24 protein-coding genes are annotated in these 18,409 nt (G+C 64.1%); 2 read left to right on the top strand and 22 right to left on the bottom strand.

Features of this window, described 5'->3' with window-relative positions; translation table 11 throughout:
- Positions 1–23: 23 nt before the first annotated feature.
- Both BJ6T_RS21260 and BJ6T_RS21255 read right to left on the bottom strand, forming a co-directional pair.
- Positions 24–1,361 carry a replication-associated recombination protein A gene (locus BJ6T_RS21260; RefSeq protein WP_014494521.1) on the bottom strand — a complete coding sequence of 446 codons (1,338 nt, stop codon included), beginning with the start codon at positions 1,359–1,361 and terminating at the stop codon, positions 24–26.
- Entirely contained in the window at positions 1,358–2,764 is a 1,407-nt protein-coding gene (locus BJ6T_RS21255; RefSeq protein WP_014494520.1) for a DegQ family serine endoprotease, read from the bottom strand. Before BJ6T_RS21255 ends, BJ6T_RS21260 begins: the two co-directional genes overlap by 4 nt.
- 314 nt (positions 2,765–3,078) lie before the next feature.
- Between BJ6T_RS21255 and BJ6T_RS21250 the strand changes: the two genes are divergently transcribed.
- Positions 3,079–4,710, top strand: a complete 1,632-nt coding sequence (locus tag BJ6T_RS21250; RefSeq protein WP_014494519.1) for an OprO/OprP family phosphate-selective porin — start codon at positions 3,079–3,081, stop codon at positions 4,708–4,710.
- 41 nt (positions 4,711–4,751) lie between these two features.
- Here the strand turns inward: BJ6T_RS21250 and BJ6T_RS21245 are convergent, their stop codons facing one another.
- Positions 4,752–5,135: a winged helix-turn-helix transcriptional regulator gene (locus BJ6T_RS21245; protein WP_014494518.1), complete on the bottom strand. Its 384-nt coding sequence runs from the start codon at positions 5,133–5,135 to the stop codon at positions 4,752–4,754.
- Between the two features lie 133 nt (positions 5,136–5,268).
- Between BJ6T_RS21245 and BJ6T_RS21240 the strand changes: the two genes are divergently transcribed.
- Entirely contained in the window at positions 5,269–6,282 is a 1,014-nt protein-coding gene (locus tag BJ6T_RS21240) for a zinc-binding alcohol dehydrogenase family protein (protein WP_014494517.1), read from the top strand.
- Between the two features lie 104 nt (positions 6,283–6,386).
- Here BJ6T_RS21240 and BJ6T_RS21235 read toward each other — a convergent pair whose 3' ends face one another.
- The 19 genes from BJ6T_RS21235 to rplN all read right to left on the bottom strand — a co-directional run bounded on the left by BJ6T_RS21235 (position 6,387) and on the right by rplN (position 18,372).
- Positions 6,387–6,683: a DUF1330 domain-containing protein gene (locus BJ6T_RS21235; protein WP_014494516.1), complete on the bottom strand. Its 297-nt coding sequence runs from the start codon at positions 6,681–6,683 to the stop codon at positions 6,387–6,389.
- A 10-nt stretch (positions 6,684–6,693) separates the two neighbouring features.
- Entirely contained in the window at positions 6,694–7,482 is a 789-nt protein-coding gene (locus BJ6T_RS21230; protein WP_014494515.1) for an SDR family NAD(P)-dependent oxidoreductase, read from the bottom strand.
- Positions 7,483–7,692: 210 nt separating this feature from the next.
- The gene (locus BJ6T_RS21225) at positions 7,693–8,532 is read right to left on the bottom strand and encodes a c-type cytochrome (protein ID WP_028169911.1); all 840 of its coding nucleotides are present in this window, start codon (positions 8,530–8,532) and stop codon (positions 7,693–7,695) included.
- A 119-nt stretch (positions 8,533–8,651) separates the two neighbouring features.
- Positions 8,652–9,068 (bottom strand): 50S ribosomal protein L17, encoded by a 417-nt coding sequence (rplQ, locus tag BJ6T_RS21220; protein ID WP_014494513.1) that lies wholly within the window; start codon positions 9,066–9,068, stop codon positions 8,652–8,654.
- A 123-nt stretch (positions 9,069–9,191) separates the two neighbouring features.
- Entirely contained in the window at positions 9,192–10,223 is a 1,032-nt protein-coding gene (locus BJ6T_RS21215; RefSeq protein WP_014494512.1) for a DNA-directed RNA polymerase subunit alpha, read from the bottom strand.
- 110 nt (positions 10,224–10,333) lie between these two features.
- On the bottom strand, positions 10,334–10,723 hold the full coding sequence (gene rpsK, locus BJ6T_RS21210; protein WP_007603045.1) for a 30S ribosomal protein S11: 390 nt from the start codon (positions 10,721–10,723) through the stop codon (positions 10,334–10,336).
- Between the two features lie 121 nt (positions 10,724–10,844).
- Positions 10,845–11,213, bottom strand: coding sequence for a 30S ribosomal protein S13 (gene rpsM / locus BJ6T_RS21205; protein ID WP_014494511.1), 369 nt, complete (start codon positions 11,211–11,213; stop codon positions 10,845–10,847).
- Between the two features lie 187 nt (positions 11,214–11,400).
- Positions 11,401–12,270 (bottom strand): adenylate kinase, encoded by an 870-nt coding sequence (locus tag BJ6T_RS21200; RefSeq protein ID WP_014494510.1) that lies wholly within the window; start codon positions 12,268–12,270, stop codon positions 11,401–11,403.
- A gap of 275 nt (positions 12,271–12,545) precedes the next feature.
- On the bottom strand, positions 12,546–13,877 hold the full coding sequence (secY, locus tag BJ6T_RS21195; RefSeq protein ID WP_014494509.1) for a preprotein translocase subunit SecY: 1,332 nt from the start codon (positions 13,875–13,877) through the stop codon (positions 12,546–12,548).
- 148 nt (positions 13,878–14,025) lie between these two features.
- A complete protein-coding gene (gene rplO / locus BJ6T_RS21190; protein WP_014494508.1) occupies positions 14,026–14,511 on the bottom strand; it encodes a 50S ribosomal protein L15 in 486 nt (161 codons plus the stop codon).
- 75 nt (positions 14,512–14,586) lie between these two features.
- Positions 14,587–14,781, bottom strand: a complete 195-nt coding sequence (rpmD, locus tag BJ6T_RS21185) for a 50S ribosomal protein L30 (RefSeq protein ID WP_011088137.1) — start codon at positions 14,779–14,781, stop codon at positions 14,587–14,589.
- 25 nt (positions 14,782–14,806) lie between these two features.
- Positions 14,807–15,403 carry a 30S ribosomal protein S5 gene (gene rpsE / locus BJ6T_RS21180; protein ID WP_014494507.1) on the bottom strand — a complete coding sequence of 199 codons (597 nt, stop codon included), beginning with the start codon at positions 15,401–15,403 and terminating at the stop codon, positions 14,807–14,809.
- A 47-nt stretch (positions 15,404–15,450) separates the two neighbouring features.
- Positions 15,451–15,813, bottom strand: coding sequence for a 50S ribosomal protein L18 (gene rplR / locus BJ6T_RS21175; RefSeq protein ID WP_007603036.1), 363 nt, complete (start codon positions 15,811–15,813; stop codon positions 15,451–15,453).
- Positions 15,814–15,824: 11 nt separating this feature from the next.
- Positions 15,825–16,358 carry a 50S ribosomal protein L6 gene (gene rplF / locus BJ6T_RS21170; protein ID WP_014494506.1) on the bottom strand — a complete coding sequence of 178 codons (534 nt, stop codon included), beginning with the start codon at positions 16,356–16,358 and terminating at the stop codon, positions 15,825–15,827.
- A 16-nt stretch (positions 16,359–16,374) separates the two neighbouring features.
- The gene (gene rpsH, locus BJ6T_RS21165; protein WP_014494505.1) at positions 16,375–16,773 is read right to left on the bottom strand and encodes a 30S ribosomal protein S8; all 399 of its coding nucleotides are present in this window, start codon (positions 16,771–16,773) and stop codon (positions 16,375–16,377) included.
- Between the two features lie 14 nt (positions 16,774–16,787).
- Positions 16,788–17,093, bottom strand: coding sequence for a 30S ribosomal protein S14 (gene rpsN, locus BJ6T_RS21160; RefSeq protein WP_014494504.1), 306 nt, complete (start codon positions 17,091–17,093; stop codon positions 16,788–16,790).
- 46 nt (positions 17,094–17,139) lie between these two features.
- Positions 17,140–17,697 carry a 50S ribosomal protein L5 gene (gene rplE / locus BJ6T_RS21155; protein ID WP_014494503.1) on the bottom strand — a complete coding sequence of 186 codons (558 nt, stop codon included), beginning with the start codon at positions 17,695–17,697 and terminating at the stop codon, positions 17,140–17,142.
- Entirely contained in the window at positions 17,690–18,004 is a 315-nt protein-coding gene (rplX, locus tag BJ6T_RS21150; protein ID WP_014494502.1) for a 50S ribosomal protein L24, read from the bottom strand. Before rplX ends, rplE begins: the two co-directional genes overlap by 8 nt.
- Entirely contained in the window at positions 18,004–18,372 is a 369-nt protein-coding gene (gene rplN, locus BJ6T_RS21145; protein ID WP_007603030.1) for a 50S ribosomal protein L14, read from the bottom strand. The genes rplX and rplN overlap by 1 nt, the downstream gene beginning before the upstream one ends.
- Between the last annotated feature and the right edge of the window lie 37 nt (positions 18,373–18,409).

The raw sequence follows: 18,409 nt of genomic DNA, 5'->3' as shown, positions 1-18,409 counted from the left end.
CCGTCACGGCGAAATGGCCGTTTCTAGCGCGAGCCACCCCGCTCCTTCCGCAGCTTGGCCCAGTAATCCAACCGCTTGCGGATCTCGCGCTCAAAACCGCGCTCGGGCGGGTCGTAGAAAGTCTGGCGGCCCAGGGCTTCCGGAAAGTAGTCCTGGCCGGAGAAGGCGTCGGGGGCATCGTGGTCGTATTCGTAGGCCGCACCGTAGCCCTCCGACTTCATCAGCTTGGTCGGGGAATTCAGGATGTGCTTTGGCGGCAGCAGCGAGCCGGCCTGCTTGGCGACCTGCATCGCCGTGCCGAAGGCGGTGTAGACCGCGTTCGATTTCGGCGCGGTGGCGAGATAGACCACGGCCTGCGCGATCGCGAGCTCGCCTTCGGGATGGCCGAGGAAATCGAAGGCGTCCTTGGCGGCATTGGCGATGACCAGCGCCTGCGGATCGGCAAGGCCGATGTCCTCGACCGCCATGCGTACGACGCGGCGGGCCAGGAACAGCGGGTCCTCGCCGGCATCGAGCATGCGCGCGAGGTAATACAGCGCGGCATCAGGATCGGAGCCCCGCACCGATTTATGCAGCGCCGAGATCAGGTTGTAGTGACCGTCGGCCGACTTGTCGTAGATCGGCGCGCGGCGCTGCAGGATCTCCTGCAACTGCGCCGCGTTGAAAATCTCGTCCGCCCGCGCCGAACGCCAGACCTCTTCGACAAGCGTCAGCGATGCCCGGCCGTCGCCGTCGGCCATGCGCACCAGCACGGCGCGTGCCTCGTCATCGAGCGGCAGCTTGCGGCCCTCGACCTCCTCGGCATGCGCGAACAGTTTTTCGATCGCGGCGGCATCGAGCGAGCGAAACACCAGCACGCGCGCACGAGAGAGCAACGCCGCGTTGAGCTCGAAGGACGGGTTTTCGGTGGTCGCGCCGACCATCACGACGGTGCCGTCCTCCATCACCGGCAGAAACGAATCCTGCTGGGCGCGATTGAAGCGATGCACCTCGTCGACGAACAGCAGCGTGCCCTTGCCCATCTCGCGGCGGGCGCGCGCGGCGTCAAACGCCTTCTTCAGATCGGCGACGCCGGAGAACACCGCGGAGATCTGCTCGAAATGCAGATCGGTCGCATCCGCCAGCAGCCGCGCCACCGTGGTCTTGCCGGTGCCGGGCGGGCCCCAGAACACCAGCGAGCCGAGCGTGCGCGTCTCCAGCATGCGCGTCAGCGCACCGTCGGGACCGAGGATATGGTCCTGGCCGACGACCTCCGACAGCGCGCGCGGGCGCAGCCGGTCCGGCAGCGGATGCGGTGCCTCGTGATCGAGCCCCGCCGCGGCAAAGAGAGTTGGGGTCTCCTGTGGGCGCTTCGGGCTCATCCGCCCAGCGTGACGCTGATCTGCTGGCCGCCACGGACCAGCGTGATGCGCCAGATCCGCGGCCGCTCGCCCGCCGCCTTTTCGAGGTCGGTGGTCTTGCCGATCTTCTGGTTGTTGACGGCGAGGATGATGTCGCCCTTCTGGAAGCCGACATTCGCAGCCGCGCTGTCGCCGCCGAGATCGGTGATCACGACGCCTTCGGTGTCGGCGTCCAGATGCAGCTCGTCGGCAACTGCCGGCGTGATGGTCGAGACCTTCGCACCCTGGAACGGCGAACGCGCCGTGACGACGAGCTCGTTGCGGCCGGAGTCAGGGGCGGTCTCGAGCGCGATCGTGACCTTGAGCGGCTTGCCGCCGCGCTGCACGTCGATCTGCGCGGTGCCGCCGAGCGGACGCGTGGCGAAACGGTAGTCGAAGGCGTTGGGATCATCGACGGCCTGGCCGTCGATCCCGGTGATGAGATCGGAGGATTTCAGGCCGGCCTTGGCCGCGGGGCCGGTCGAGACCACGCTTGCGACCAGCGCGCCGGTCGGCGAACGCAGGCCGAGGCTCTCCGCGATCTCGGGCGTCACCGCCTGCAATTTTGCCCCGAGCCACGGCCGCTTCACCGCCTTGCCGCCGCTCTTGGCGGAGGCGACGACGACGCGCACCATGTTGGCGGGAATCGCAAAGCCGATGCCTTGCGAGCCGCCGGAGCGCGAATAGATCGCGGTATTGATGCCGGCGAGCTTTCCGCTCATGTCGACCAGCGCGCCGCCGGAATTGCCGGGATTGATGGCCGCATCGGTCTGGATGAAGAACTGGTAGTCGGTGATGCCGACCTGGGTGCGCGCGAGCGCCGAGATGATGCCGTGGGTCACGGTCTGGCCGACGCCGAAGGGATTGCCGATCGCGAGCACGACGTCGCCAACCAGCAGTTCGTCGGAATTGGTGAAGTCCAGGGTCGGAAACTTCTCCTTGGTGTCCTTCAGGCGCAGCACGGCGAGATCGGTGCGCGGATCCTTCAGCAGGATCTCGGCCTCGAATTCCCGCTTGTCCGACAGCGATACTTTCACCTGGTCCGCACCCTCGATGACGTGGACATTGGTGACGACGAGGCCGGAGGCATCGACGATGACACCGGAGCCGAGCGAGCGCTGCATCTGCTCGGGCTGCTGGCCCGGCACGCCGAAGAAGCGGCGGAAGATCGGGTCGTCCAGCAGCGGATTGCGGTTCTGCACCACCTTGGCGGCGTAGACGTTGACGACGGCCGGCTGCACCCGCTGCACGATCGGCGCATAGGACAGCCGCAGCTCGGCGGGCGAGGACGGGACACGACGGTCCTGCGCGGCGGCCGGATTGAAGTGGGCTGAAAACGCTATGCACAATGCCGTGAGCACGGCAGTCCGGGTCGATCGAAACATTCCTACCTCTCGGAAAAGACGCCGGAATATAGGCGCGTTCGCCCGCCAATAGAAGGGCGCCAGGCGGCATTATTCAGCCCCCCTTTCCGGTGTGTCCCGCCTGCAAGTCCTGCCTGCGAAATGACAATTTACCTGGGCGGTGGATTGGCATGATGCGTGTCATCCAGCATTGTAGTGCCGAGCGGATTCGGTTGCAGCGAATTGGCATCAGTGGGAACCGCGCAACCGGGCGCAGCGTCGCGGGGCAGTCATCGTTCATACCTAGGCTCTCCCGTTACGACTTGGGGAAGTTCGTCAAACGATGGAGTCATGATGTGAGTAGGACAAGAATAGCAGCCACGGCGATTGGTCTCGCCGGCGTGCTGGCGGCCTCGCAAGCCCAGGCCCAAACGGCAAGCAGCAGCGACCAGGAGATCGCGCTCCTGAAGCAGCAGTTGAAGATGCTCGAGCAGAAGCTCGACAAGCTCCAGAGTCAGACCGCCGCCAACACGGCGGCGACGGCGAAGACAAAAGCTGAAGCCAAGGCCGAAGCGAAGGCCGAAGCGCGCTCGGAGGCGAAGGCCGTCGTCGCCAACGCCAACGCCGCGATCCCGCTCAAGGGACCAGTACCCGTCTCCGGTGCTGTCGTGACCATGCCGAACAACCGGCCGACCATCTGCACCGCTGACGGGGCGAACTGCGTCGCCATCACCAGCCGCGTGCACTGGGACGTCGGCGGCTACAACTATCGTCCCAACACGGCGGCGACCGTGCCGCAGAAGCTCGACAGCGGCGAGAACATCCGCCGCGCGCGCATCGGTGTCGTCGGCAAATTCCTCGAAGACTGGAATTTCGCGCTGATCTATGATTTCGGCGGCTCGTCGGACGGATTTGGCGGCACGGGCGCCGCTGGCGCTACCCCTGTCGGCTTCCTGCCCGGCGGTGGCACATCCGGCATCGAGAACGCTTGGGTGAGCTATACAGGGCTGAAGCCGTTCGGCGGCAAGCTGTCGATCGAAGCCGGCGTCATGGACCTTGCCTGGACCCTGGACGAATCCATGAGCTCCAACGACATTCCCTTCATGGAGCGCGCCTCAGTCGGTTTGATCGCGCAGAACATCGCCGCTGGCGACTTCCGTTCTGCCATCGGCGCACGCTGGTACAATGACGTGTTCTGGGCCGGCGCTTACGTGACTGGCCCCACCACGGGCGCCATTCACTCGGCCTCGAGCGTTTCACCTCCCGGGACCAGCGAGCAATACGGCGCGATCGCCCGCGTGGCGGGCCAGGCGGTCAGCGGTAATGGCTATTCGGTGCATCTCGGCGCCGACGCGGAATGGCTGATCCAGCCGCCGCGCAATCTGATCGCGAACACGCAAACGCTCACGCTCAGCGATCGTCCCGAGCTGCGCATCGATCCCACGACGCTGATCTCGACCGGTGCGATTGCCAATGTCGCGGGCGCCCAGGTTTACGGTGTGGAAGCCGCAGCGACCTACGGATCGTTGTATCTCCAGGGCGAATACTACTGGTTCAACATCGATCGCAACGCGAATACCAGCGTGCCGCTGATCGGTGCGCCAAGCCTGAAATTCCAGGGCGGCTACGCGGAAGCGGCCTATGTTTTGACCGGTGAATCACGCAAGTACAATCCGTCGAATGCCGCCTATGGCGGCGTCAAGCCGAACAATCCGTTCTCGCTCGATGGCGGCGGCTGGGGTGCCTGGGAGATTGCCGGCCGCTACTCCACCATGGATCTGAACAATCAGCTCGCGACCGCCGCTGGCATCGCCGGCGGACGTCAGACCGTCTACACGCTCGCGCTCAACTGGTACGTCAACGGCAACGTCCGCTTCATGCTGGACTACCTGCATGGCACGGTATCGAAACAGGCTTCGCCGATCTCGACCGCCGATGTCGGCTCGAAGTTCGATGCGATCGCGATGCGCACGCAGTTCGCGTTCTGACGCAATCTCTTCCGGGAGCGGCACCTTCCGCTCCCGGAGACTTACGCTGCGCGCTTCGGCTTCTTGACCGGCTCCGCCTCGGGCAGCGGCGCGCAGGACAGCCGTTGCTGATGGCTCTCGCCCCAGGCCTTCAGGATGTCGATCACCGGCCGCAGGCTCTCGCCGAGTTCGGAGAGGCAATACTCCACGCGCGGCGGCACCTCGGCATAGACCTTGCGGATGACGAGCTTGTCCTCCTCCAGCGCGCGAAGCTGCTTTGTCAGCATGCGCTGGGTGATGCCGGGCATCCGGCGGCGCAGTTCCCCGAAGCGTTGGGTGCCGTCCTGGAGGTGGTAGAGGATCACGCCCTTCCACTTGCCGTCGATCAGGTCCAGCGTCGCCTCGACCGAGCAGCCGGGACGCCGGGTAAAATCTCGCCGCTTCATGCGTGTTTTCCCAATAGTATCCAAACAGGGACTATATCCCCGAATTTACAGTACTTGCCAAACCGGGGCTAGCGGGACAGTTAGCAGGCCAGGCGCACATCACAAGCTACGCGCCATTTGATGGAGACAAGCCATGAAGGCCGTCGGCTACAAAAAGTCGCTTCCGATCGAGGATCAGGACGCGCTGATCGATTTCGAGACCGCAAAGCCCGAGCCCAAGGGGCGCGATATCCGCGTCGCCGTGAAGGCCATCTCGGCCAACCCGGTCGATTACAAGGTACGCAAGCGTGCCGCCCCGCCCGAGGGTGAGACGAAGATCCTGGGCTATGATGCGGCCGGCGTCGTCGATGCCGTGGGTCCGGACGTCACGTTGTTCAAGGCGGGCGACGAGGTGTTTTACGCCGGCTCGATCCTGCGCCAGGGCACCAATTCCGAATTTCACCTGGTCGACGAGCGCATCGTCGGCAACAAGCCGAAGAGCCTGTCGTTCGCGCAGGCCGCAGCCCTTCCCCTCACCTCCATCACCGCCTGGGAACTGCTGTTCGACCGGCTCGGCGCGGTGCCCGGCAAGAGCGTCGACCCGCGCACGCTGCTGATCACGGGCGGCGCCGGCGGTGTCGGCTCGATCCTGATCCAGCTTGCGCGCCGCCTCACCGGATTGACGGTGCTTGCGACGGCGACGCGGCCGGAGTCGCAAAAATGGTGCCTCGATCTTGGCGCGCATGCAGTGATCGACCACGGCAGGCCGATGAAGGAGCAGATCGAGAAGCTGAAGCTGCCGCCGGTTGCGCTGGTGGCCAGCCTTACCTTCACCGACCAGCACTACAAGGCGATCGCCGAGTTCATGGCGCCGCAGGGTCGGTTCGGCCTGATCGACGATCCCCCGGAGTTCGCCATGAGCACCTTCAAGGGCAAGGCGATCTCGGTACACTGGGAATCGATGTTCACGCGCTCGTCTTTCCAGACGCCCGACATGATCGCGCAGCATCATCTGCTCAACGACGTCTCCGACCTCATCGACAAGGGCGTGCTGCGCACCACGCTCGACCAGACCTTTGGCACGATCAACGCGGCCAACCTCAAGCGCGCGCATGCGCTGCTCGAGAGCGGCAAGTCGCGCGGCAAGATCGTGCTGGAGGGCTGGTAGGTATTTACGGCTTCGTAAGGTGGGCAACGGCGCACGTGCGCCGTGCCCACCATCTTCTCGACATACGCAATCAAAGTGGTGGGCACGCTGTCGCTTTGCCCACCCTACGTTTCCGGCACGCCGTCCACGAACATCAACCGCCGCTCCAGCGCCGTCTGTCGCAGCTTCAACGCCTCGGCATATTCCGCCGACGCGTACCATTCGCGCGCGCGGGCCATCGTGGGAAACTCCACGATGATGATGGTCTTCGCCGGCGGGCCGCCCTCCACCACCTCGGCAGCACCGCCGCGCACGAGGTAGCGGTCGCCGTATTGCGCGATAGTCTGCGCGGCGAGCGAGCGATAGGCCTCCATCGCCGCTTGATCGCGCGCCTCGACCTCGGAGATCACATAGGCCGGCACGTGCGCAGTCTCAGGCGATCGTATTGACGATACCGCCTTCCGCGCGCAGCGCCGCACCGTTGGTCGCGGACGCTTCCTTGGACGCGACATAGACCACCATGTTGGCGATCTCGTCGACGCTGGCGAAGCGCTGGATCAGTGAGCTCGGACGGTGCTGCTTGACGAAATTGGCGGCGGCCTCATCGACCGACTGCCCATTCTGCTTGGCGAGATCCTTCACGAAGGTCTCGACGCCCTCCGACATGGTCGGACCCGGCAGCACGGAATTGACGGTGACGCCGGTGCCGCGGGTGAGCTGCGCGAGGCCGCGGGCGACCGAGAGCTGGGCCGTCTTGCTCATGCCGTAATGGATCATCTCGACGGGAATGTTGAGTCCGGACTCCGATGAGATGAAGACGATGCGGCCCCAGTTGCGCTTGAGCATGCCCTTCATATAGGCGCGCGACAGCCGTACGCCGCTCATCACATTGACCTCGAAGAAGCGGCCCCAGTCCTCGTCAGGGATCTCGAAGAAGTCTTTCGGCTCGAAGATGCCGGCGTTGTTGATGAGGATGTCGACCTCCGGCAGCGCCGAGACGAGCGCCTTGCAGCCCGCTGCGGTCGAGACGTCGGCGGCGATGCCGCGGACCTTAACGCCCGCCCCTTCCAGCTTGCGCACGGCGGTATCGACCTTGTCCTGGCCGCGACCGTTGATGATCACGCTCGCGCCGGACGCAGCGAGACCTTTTGCGATGGCGTGGCCGATGCCGGCGGTGGAGCCGGTCACGAGGGCGGTCTTTCCGGAAAGGTCGATCTTCATGAAGCATCTCCATTGTTGCTGAAGCGGATATCGTGTGCAGCGCACGCCGCTTCAATCGCCACAACTGCGAAATCGTAGGGTGGGGCAAAGCGACTTGTCCGCCGTAGCTCGAAGGGCGAAGCCGGAAGCGTGCCCACCTTTTCGACACGAGTCGAAAGCGAAATGGCGGGCACGGCGCGCGGAGAGCGCACCCTTGCCCACCCTGCGGCACTATTGCCGCGGCGGTAGCGTCCTGAGAAACGAGACGATGGCATCGAGATCCTGGGCCGTCATGCTGGCGTACGCAGCATAGGCCATCGGCGGCTTGAGCTTGTGGCCGTCGCGCGCGATGCCTTGCGCAATCGCACGTTTGATTTCGTCGTCGCTCCAGCCGCCCAGGCCGGCCGCGGGATCCGCGGTGATATTGGGGGAGATGGATTCGCCCCACGGTCCCTTGAATGTCCGGCCACCCTTGCCGCTGGCACCGGCGAAATCATGCACGGCGGACGGGCCCTCCGGCGTGTGGCATTCCAGGCAATGGGCGATGGTCAGGAGATAGCGGCCGCGCGCGAGCTTGTCCGAGAGCTCATCCTCGGTCGCCCGCTTGCCGGAATAGGTCGGCGTTTCCGGCTTCAGCGCGATCCTGTATTCCGGCGCCGGCGTTTCGTGGCGCAATGCGGGTACCGAGCGCAGGTAGGCGGTAAGCGCATCGAGATCCCGGGCCGTGAGCACCGTGTAGAACGCGGTCGGCATGATCGGCGCGACCTTGGTCCCGTTCGGCCTGTCACCGCTGACCAGAAACCGCTTCAGCTCGGCATCGCTCCAGTTGCCGATGCCGGTGTCCTTGTCCGGCGTGATGTTGGAGCCGGTGACCTTGAAGGCAGGCTCATCGAAAACCTGGTTGCCGCCCGAAAGCGCGCGCGAGAGATCGAGGCCCTGCGGCCCGCGCGGCGTGTGGCAGTTGTGGCAGACCATCACGCTGCTGACGAGATAAGCGCCGCGTTCGACCAGCGTCTCGCCAGAGGCCGGCGACATCAACAGCGCCAGCGCGATCCCAAACACAATCCTCATCGACAGCCCCCGGCCGGAATCGCGTTCACCAGACGATGCGCGGCATGAGATATCGCCGCGCCATACAAAAAAGCGGCGCCCAAGGGCGCCGCTTTCTGAAAACTGAGGTACCGGCCGGCTTACGCCGCCTCGGCTTCCTTCTCCTGCACCGGACCGGAGTCCTGGCCCTTGGCATCGACGTCGCGATCGACGAACTCGATCACGGCCATCGCGGCGTTGTCGCCGTAGCGGAAGCCGGCCTTGATGATGCGGGTGTAGCCGCCCTGGCGGTCCTTGTAGCGGGGTGCCAGCACGTCGAACAGCTTCTTGACCTGGTCCTTGTCGCGCATCTCGGAGATGGCCTGGCGACGCATGGACAGGCCGCCCTTCTTGCCGAGAGTGACGAGCTTCTCGACGATCGGACGGAGCTCCTTGGCCTTGGGCAGCGTGGTGACGATCTGCTCGTGCTTGATCAGCGCGGCGCACATATTGGCGAACATCGCGCGGCGATGCTCGGCCGTGCGGTTGAGCTTCCGATGAACCTTGCCGTGACGCATGTAACTATTCCTTAGTTTGAAACTGCCGCGACGGTTCGTCGGACATGTTGCTCAGGTGGGCTGCCTGCGTTCGCCCATTAAAAATCGCGGCCGGATATCTCCGGCCACGACGATGAAGTCGGATCAGTAGTGATCCTCGAAGCGCTTGGCGAGCTCGTCGATGTTCTCCGGCGGCCAGCCCGGCACTTCCATGCCGAGATGCAGCCCCATCTGAGCCAGCACTTCCTTGATCTCGTTCAGCGACTTGCGGCCGAAGTTCGGGGTGCGGAGCATTTCCGCTTCGCTCTTCTGCACGAGATCGCCGATGTAGACGATGTTGTCGTTCTTCAAGCAGTTGGCCGAACGCACCGACAGCTCGAGCTCGTCCACCTTCTTGAGGAAGGCCGGGTTGAAGGCGAGGTCCGGGATGATCTCCTGGGCGACTTCCTTGCGCGGCTCTTCGAAGTTGACGAACACGTTAAGCTGATCCTGCAGGATGCGCGCGGCGTAAGCCACGGAGTCATCCGGCGAGATCGCGCCGTTGGTCTCGATCGTCATGGTCAGCTTGTCGTAGTCGAGGATCTGGCCCTCGCGGGTGTTCTCGACCTTGTAGGAGACCTTGCGGACCGGCGAGTACAGGCTGTCGACCGGGATCAGGCCGATCGGCGCGTCCTCGGGACGGTTGCGCTCGGCAGGCACGTAGCCCTTGCCGGTGGCGACCGTGAACTCCATGCGGATCTCGGCGCCCTCGTCGAGCGTGCAGATCTGGAGCTCGGGGTTGAGCACGACGACGTCGCCCACGGTCTGGATGTCGCCGGCGGTGACGACGCCCGGGCCCTGCTTCTTCACGACCATGCGCTTGGGGCCTTCGCCCTGCATCTTGATCGAGATGTCCTTGATGTTGAGCACGATGTCGGTGACGTCCTCACGGACGCCCGCGATCGAGGAGAACTCGTGCAGCACGCCGTCGATGTGCACCGACTGCACCGCCGCGCCCTGGAGCGAGGAGAGCAGGATGCGGCGCAGCGCGTTGCCGAGCGTCTGGCCGAAGCCGCGCTCGAGCGGCTCGGCGACGATGGTCGCGAAACGGTTCGAATCGCTACCGGGCGTGACCTGGAGCTTGTTCGGTCGAATCAGTTCTTGCCAATTTTTCTGGATCGTCACTGTTTCACCCATACAGGCCAGTCAAACTGCTGTTGCAGACACTGGCGTTGGAGAAAGGCCGCGATCATTCCCGCGGCTTTGCAAAAAGTCATCGCGGGCGCCGATGCGCCCGCGACTTGGTCTCAAACGCGCCGACGCTTGCGGGGACGGCAACCGTTGTGCGGAATCGTGGTCACGTCGCGGATCGAGGTGACGGTGAAGCCCGCGGCCTGGAGCGCACGGAGTGCCGACTCGCGGCCCGAACCCGGACCGGCGACTTCAACTTCCAGCGTGCGCATGCCGTGCTCCTGCGCCTTCTTCGACACGTCCTCGGCGGCAACCTGCGCGGCGTACGGGGTCGACTTGCGCGAACCCTTGAAGCCCATCGTACCGGCGGAGGACCAGGCAATCGTGTTGCCCTGCGCGTCGGTGATGGTGATGGTCGTGTTGTTGAACGACGAGTTCACGTGCGCGACGCCGGAGGCGATGTTCTTGCGCTCACGACGACGAACGCGGGTGGCTTCCTTGCCCATAGAGTACCTTTCCTGAAGATCTCAAACGCCGCCGTAATGCCAGCGGCTACACCTGTGGAACGAAAGGCGTGTGGCGAACGGGTCTCCCCTTTCGCCACACGCCGCGATTGGATTCGAAAACTTACTTCTTCTTGCCGGCGATGGCCTTGGCCGGACCCTTGCGCGTACGCGCATTGGTGTGGGTACGCTGACCGCGCACCGGCAGGCCGCGACGATGACGCAGGCCGCGATAGCAGCCGAGGTCCATCAGACGCTTGATGTTGATGCCGACCTCACGACGCAGGTCGCCCTCGACGAGATAGTCGCGGTCGATCACTTCGCGGATCTGGAGCACTTCGGCATCGCTGAGCTGGTTGACGCGACGATCCTCGGGGATCTTCACCTTCTCCAGGATCTCACCAGCGATCTTCTGGCCGATGCCATGGATGTACTGGAGCGCGATCAGCACGCGCTTGTTGGTCGGAATGTTCACGCCGGCAATACGGGCCACGGCCTTCTCTCCTGTTGCCGATCCCTCGTCAGGAATCGGTCTTTAAGTGCTTGTTTTCTCGGGCAGGTGTTCACAAACGCGAACACGACGCCCACCCCTGGTCTTCCTGGGGCCCGGCATCGTTTGAAACTATCCGACTTGGATGCGGGGCTTATTAGGGGATTCAGGGGGCTTTCGTCAACCGCTGCTAGCGCTTAGCTCGCTTTTTCGTGACCTTTTTTGCGGCCTTTTTGGCACCTTTTTTGACAGCCTTCTTGGCGGTCGTTTTGGCTGCCTTTTTGACCGTTTTCTTGGCAGCCTTCTTGGCGTCCTTTGCGGCCTTCTTGGCGGCCTTTTTAGCGGATTTGGCCGCCTTTTTGGCCGTTTTCGCCGGCTTTTTGGCTACCTTGGCCTTCTTGGCACCTTTCTTGGCGGGCGCCGACTTGGCCGCGCTGCGCGCATGGGCCTTGCCATGCGACTTGGGCTCGACCGCCCCGAGCGCCAGGAGCTGGCGATGAATGGCGCGGGTGACCTCGTCGATCGCCATCATGCCGTCGATGGTCGAGAGCTTCCGCCGCTCGGAATAGTAGTGAATCAGCGGTTCCGTCTGGCTCCGGTAGCTGGCGAGTCGCTTGGTCAGGACCTCCGGGGTGTCGTCGACACGGACCTCCTCCCCGCGCTCCCGCATCTGCGCGACGCGGGTCTCGACGCGGCTCAGCAGTGCGCTCTCGTTGACGCGGAGCTCGACCACGGCATCGAGCTTGAGATGCTTGTGCTTGAGCAGATCATCCAGCGCCTCGGCCTGCGGCACGGTGCGCGGGAAGCCGTCGAGGATGAAGCCGTTCTTGGCGTCCGGCTGGTCGATGCGGTCGGAGATGATCCCCACCACGATCTCGTCGGGCACGAGGCCGCCGCTGGCCATGATCTCCTTGGCCTTCAGCCCGACCGGCGTTCCTGCCGCAACGGCTGCGCGCAGCATCTCGCCGGTCGAGAGCTGGACGATGCCATAGCGCTGCACCAGCAGTTGCGCCTGGGTCCCCTTGCCCGACCCCGGCGGTCCCAGAAGTATAATTCTCATCGGCGTACGCCCCCGGATTGGTGAGCGATACGTCGCGCACCCGTGTTTGAAGTCCAATGACAGTGCAAATCATAATCGGCGTCGCACCGCTACCCATATCATAGGGGAGCAAATGCCAAGACGCCAAGAAGGCCTTTGAAATCAGTGATTGCGTCGCAGGGAGAGCAGCTCTGCCGATGTCTTGGAATGGCCGACTGGTCGCCTCGGCGGGCGCCGCGCGTTGCTCGCGCGGCGAATCGGCGGCGCTGTCGCGCCGCCTTGAGAGAGCCCCGCGTCTAGCGGCGGCGGCCGCGCAGCTTCGACTTCCGGATCAAGCCCTCATACTGATGCGCCAGCAGATAGCCCTGCACCTGCGCCACCGTGTCCATGGTGACGCTGACGACGATCAGCAGCGAGGTGCCGCCGAAGTAGAACGGCACCGAGGCGTAGGAGATCAGGATTTCCGGGATCAAGCAGACGATCGCCAGATAAATCGCGCCGAGCACGGTGATGCGCGACAGAACGTAGTCGATATATTCCGCGGTGCGCTCGCCCGGACGGATGCCCGGAATGAAGCCGCCATGCTTCTTCAGGTTGTCCGCGGTCTCGGTCGGGTTGAACACGATCGCGGTGTAGAAGAACGCGAAGAACACGATCAGCGCGAGATACAAGATCAGGAACAGCGGACGGCCGTGGCCGAGCTGGGTCGTGATCCACTGGAACCATTCCGGCCCGCTGCCGGCGTTGAAGTTGGCAACCGTGGTCGGCAGCAGCAGCAGCGAGGACGCGAAGATCGGCGGGATCACGCCCGAGGTGTTGAGCTTGAGCGGCAGATGCGAGGACTGGCCCTCGAACATCTTGTTGCCGACCTGGCGCTTCGGATACTGGATCAGCAGCCGGCGCTGGGCGCGCTCCATGAACACGATGAAGGCGATCACGGCGACCGCCATGATGATGACGACCAGGATCAGGCCGGTCGACATGGCGCCCTGGCGGCCGAGCTCGAGCATGTTGGCGAGCGCCGCGGGCAGCTCGGCGACGATGCCGGCGAGAATGATCAGCGAGATGCCGTTGCCGATGCCGCGCGAGGTGATCTGCTCACCCAACCACATCAGGAACATGGTGCCGCCGGTCAGCGTGATCGCCGTGGACAGGCGGAAGAACATGCCGGGGTCGCTGACGACGTTGCCGGCGCCTTCGAGGCCCACCGCGATGCCGTAGGACTGGAACGCCGCCAGGATCACCGTGAGATAGCGGGTGTACTGGTTCAGCAGCTTGCGGCCGGACTCACCTTCCTTCTTCAGCGCCTCGAGCTGCGGCGAGACGGTGGTGAGGAGCTGGATGATGATCGAGGCCGAGATATACGGCATGATGTTCAGCGCGAAGATCGCCATGCGGTGGATACCGCCGCCGGCGAACATGTTGAACATACCGAGGATGCCGCCCGCCTGGGAGCGGAACACCTGTTCCCAGATATTGGGATCAATGCCGGGCAGCGGGATATAGGTCCCGAGCCGATAAACGAGCAGCGCACCCAGGGTGAACCAGATGCGCTTCTTCAGTTCGTCAGCCTTGGCAAACGCACCGAAATTGAGATTGGCTGCCAGTTGTTCCGCTGCAGAGGCCATCTTGGACTTTCTCCCGCCGCCTGTTGCGCCGTCATGCCCGCGGCCGGGCTACTCTAGCGGACGCCGGACATTATCTGGGGCTCGGCTTCGATAAGTCCACGTCCCACACGCGTAAAGGCCCGCGAGCCGCGGGCCAATGACGCAGTTGTTACGCCGCCTCGCCTTCTTCCTTGGCAGGGGCGAGGATCTTCACCGAGCCGCCGGCCTTCTCGACCGCGGCGATCGCGGTCTTCGTGGCACCGTGCACTTCGATGTTGAGCTTGGACTTGAGCTCGCCGCGGCCGAGCAGCCGCACGCCGGCCTTGGCGCGGCGCAGCACGCCGCCCTTCACCAGGGCCTCGACGTTCACGACGCTGCCAGCGTCGATCTTCTTGGCATCGACCGCTTCCTGGAGCCGGTCGAGATTGATCTCGGCGAACTCGACGCGGAAGATGTTGTTGAAGCCGCGCTTCGGCAGACGGCGATGCATCGGCATCTGGCCGCCTTCGAAACCCTTGATGCGCACGCCCGAACGCGCGGTCTGGCCCTTGCCGCCGCGGCCGGACTGCTTGCCCTTGCCCGAACCAATGCCACGGCCGACGCGCATACGCTTCTTGCGCGAGCCGGCGTTGTCGGCGATATCGCTGAGCTTCATCGCCCTGCTCCTTGTTTCTTGCGCATGATCTTCACCGAAAACGGGTGCCCGTTGTTCGGGATCCTGCGCCCTTGCTTACTTCTCGTCGACGATGCGAACGAGATGGTGAACCTTCTCGATCATGCCACGAACCGCCGGGGTGTCCGGCAGTTCGCTGGTGCGGCCGATCTTGTTGAGCTTGAGCCCGATCAGCGTCGAACGCTGCGAGTGATGGCGGCGGATCGCGCTGCCGGTCTGCTCGAGCTTGATCGTCTTTGCGGCCTTGGCCATGGGAGTCTACTCCGAAAAGCTTCCGTTAGTCGGCAGCCGCCTCGGCATCACCGCCGATACGGCGGGACTGGAGGGTGGACACCTTGATATTGCGGCGGGCTGCGACCGAACGCGGCGAATCCTGATGCTTCAGCGCGTCGAAGGTTGCGCGAACCATGTTGTAGGGGTTCGACGAGCCGATCGACTTCGCGACCACGTCCTGGACGCCGAGCGTCTCGAACACGGCGCGCATCGGACCGCCGGCGATGATGCCGGTACCGGCCGGGGCTGCACGCAGGTAGACACGGCCCGCGCCGTGACGGCCGGCGATGTCGTGATGAAGCGTGCGGCCCTCGCGCAGCGAGACGCGGGTCAGGTTGCGCTTGGCGGACTCGGTTGCCTTGCGGATCGCCTCGGGCACTTCGCGCGCCTTGCCGTGACCGAAGCCGGCGCGGCCCTTCTGGTCGCCGATCACGACGAGCGCTGCGAAACCGAAGCGCTTGCCGCCCTTGACGACCTTGGCCACGCGATTGATGTGGACGAGCTTGTCGACGAACTCGCTGTCGCGCTCCTCGCGCTCCCTGCGTTCACGTCCGCCGCCGCGTTGATCGCGTCCACCACGTTGTTCGCGTTCAGCTGCCATGGTTTTTCCAATCCTTCAGAGGCTTACGCCTCAATCCTCAAATTCCGTTAGAAGCTCAGCCCGCTCTCACGCGCCGCATCGGCAAGAGCCTTGACGCGCCCGTGATAGAGATAGCTGCCGCGATCGAACACGACTTCCTTGACGCCCTTCTCGGCGGCGCGCTCGGCCAGCAGCTTGCCGACCGCCTTCGCCGCATCGATGTCGGCGCCGGTCTTGCCGCCGTCGCGCATCGACTTCTCGAGCGACGAAGCAGAGGCCAGCGTCTCGCCCTTCAGGTCGTCGATGACCTGGGCGTAGATGTGCTTGGACGAGCGGAACACCGACAGGCGCGGACGGCCACCACCGGAGCGGCGCAGCTTCAGCCGCACACTCCGCTTGCGCCGGGCATTCGTAACCTTGGCTTTCGACATGACCGGCTCCGTTACTTCTTCTTGCCTTCCTTGCGGAAGATGAATTCGCCAACATACTTCACGCCCTTGCCCTTGTAGGGCTCCGGCGGACGATAGGAGCGAATCTCGGCGGCGACCTGGCCGACACGCTGGATGTCGCTGCCGGTCACCGTGATCTCGGTCGGCTTCGGCACGGTGATCGTGATCCCTTCCGGGATCGCGTAGACCACGTCGTGGCTGTAGCCGAGCGCGAGCTGCAGGTTCTTGCCCTGCATCGCGGCGCGGTAACCGACGCCGGTGATTTCGAGCTTCTTCTCGAAGCCCTTGGTGACGCCTTCGACCAGATTCGCGACCTGGGCGCGAGCGGTACCATACAGGGCCCGCGCGCGGTTGGTCTCGAGCCGCGGCTTGACCTTGATCTGGCCGCTCTCGAGCTTCACCTCGACGTCGTCATGGACGACGAACTGAAGCTGGCCCTTCGGCCCCTTCATCTTGACGGTCTGCCCATCGACGGTCGCGGTAACACCCGACGGAACCGCCACAGGCTTTTTGCCAACACGTGACATGGATCAAAAATCCTTCTCAGAACACCGTGAAGAGGACTTCACCGCCCACATTCGCATCGCGCGCGCTGTGGTCGGCCATGATCCCCTTCGGCGTCGACAACACCGAAATGCCGAGCCCGTTGTTGACCCGCGGCAGGTTCTTCACCGAGGCGTAAACGCGGCGCCCGGGCTTGGAGACTCGTTCGATCTCGCGGATGACGGGTTCGCCGTCGAAATACTTCAGCTCGATCTCGATCTCGCTGCGGCCCGAGGAGTGCTCGAGCGTGGCGTAGCCGCGGATGTAGCCCTCGGACTTGAGGACCTCCAGCACGTTCTCGCGCATCTTCGAACCAGGCGTGGACACCTTGCTCTTGGAGCGCATCTGCGCGTTGCGGATGCGGGTGATCAGATCGCTGATTGGATCGTGCGTAGACATCTAAACGACCCTCCTTACCAGCTGGACTTCACGAGGCCCGGGACCATGCCCTTGGAGCCAAGGTCGCGCAGCGCGATACGGGACAGCTTGTTCTTGCGGTAGTTCGAGCGCGGGCGGCCCGACAGCTCGCAACGCAGACGGACGCGGGTCGCCGACGAATTGCGCGGCATTTCCGCAAGCTTCAGGGTCGCGGCGAACCGCTCCTCCATCGGCAGCGTCTTGTCGGCGATGATCGCCTTCAACCGCTCGCGCTTCGGGGCGGCGTTCTTCACCATCCGCTTGCGCCGGTTGTTCTTCTCAACTGAACTCTTCTTTGCCATGCTTGGCTCCTGGGTATCCGCGTTTGAGAGGCTTTAGGTCAGCGTCTCACTGCCGGAACGGGAAATTGAAAGCGGTCAACAAGGCCCTCGCCTCTTCGTCGGTCTTGGCCGTGGTGCAGACGGTGATGTCCATACCGCGGGCTTCCGTGACCTTGTCGAAGTCGATCTCGGGGAAAATGATGTGCTCCTTGATGCCGAGCGAGTAGTTGCCGCGGCCGTCAAAGCTCTTCGGGTTCAGGCCGCGGAAGTCGCGGACGCGGGGCAGCGCCACGTTCACCAGGCGGTCGATGAACTCGTACATGTGGGCCTTGCGCAGCGTGACCTTGCAGCCGATCGGCTGGTTTTCACGCAGCTTGAAGGTCGCGATCGCGATACGCGAATAGGTCACGATCGCCTTCTGGCCGGCGATCTGGGTCAGCTCGGCAGCGGCGGTCTCGGCCTTCTTGCGGTCGTTGACGGAATCGCCAACGCCCATGTTCAGCACGACCTTGTCCAGGCGCGGAACCTGCATCACGTTCTCATAACCGAATTTCTCGGTCATCGCCGTGCGGATCTTCGCGTCGTATTCCGCGCGCAGGCGCGGCGTGTAAGCGGCCTCAGCCATCGATCTCAGCTCCCGAGCTCTTGGCGATGCGGACCTTCTTGCCGTCCGCCAGAATCTTGAATCCGACGCGGGTCGGCTTTCCGTCCTTGCCGACATACGCGATGTTGGACAGTTGGATCGGCGACTCCTTCGAGATGATGCCGCCCTCCTGGGCCTGCGTCTGCTTCTGGTGACGCTTGACCATGTTGATGCCGCGCACGAGCGCCGTGCCCGCGGCGGGACGCACTTCGAACACTTCGCCGGTGCGGCCCTTGTCGCGACCGGTCAGCACGACGACCTTGTCGCCCTTGCGGATCTTCGCAGCCATCACAGCACCTCCGGCGCGAGCGAGATGATCTTCATGTGGTTCTTGGCGCGCAGCTCGCGCGGCACGGGCCCGAAGATACGGGTGCCGACCGGCTCGGACTGATTGTTGATCAGGACGGCGGCGTTGCGGTCGAAGCGGATGACCGAACCGTCGGCGCGGCGAATGTCCTTGCGGACGCGCACCACGACGGCCTTCATCACGTCGCCCTTCTTCACCTTGCCACGCGGAATCGCTTCCTTGATCGAGACGACGATGATGTCGCCGATCGTGGCGTAGCGGCGCTTGGAGCCCCCGAGCACCTTGATACACATGACACGGCGTGCGCCAGAATTGTCGGCCACGTCGAGGTTGGTCTGCATCTGAATCATTGATGCACCTCGTCCTCTTTCTCTTTGCGCCAGCCCA

The organism is Bradyrhizobium japonicum USDA 6, from assembly GCF_000284375.1.
In the GTDB taxonomy this organism is placed as follows: domain Bacteria; phylum Pseudomonadota; class Alphaproteobacteria; order Rhizobiales; family Xanthobacteraceae; genus Bradyrhizobium; species Bradyrhizobium japonicum.
The sequence above is the reverse complement of the archived record's forward strand: the minus strand, read 5'-3'. Positions and strand labels throughout refer to the sequence as shown.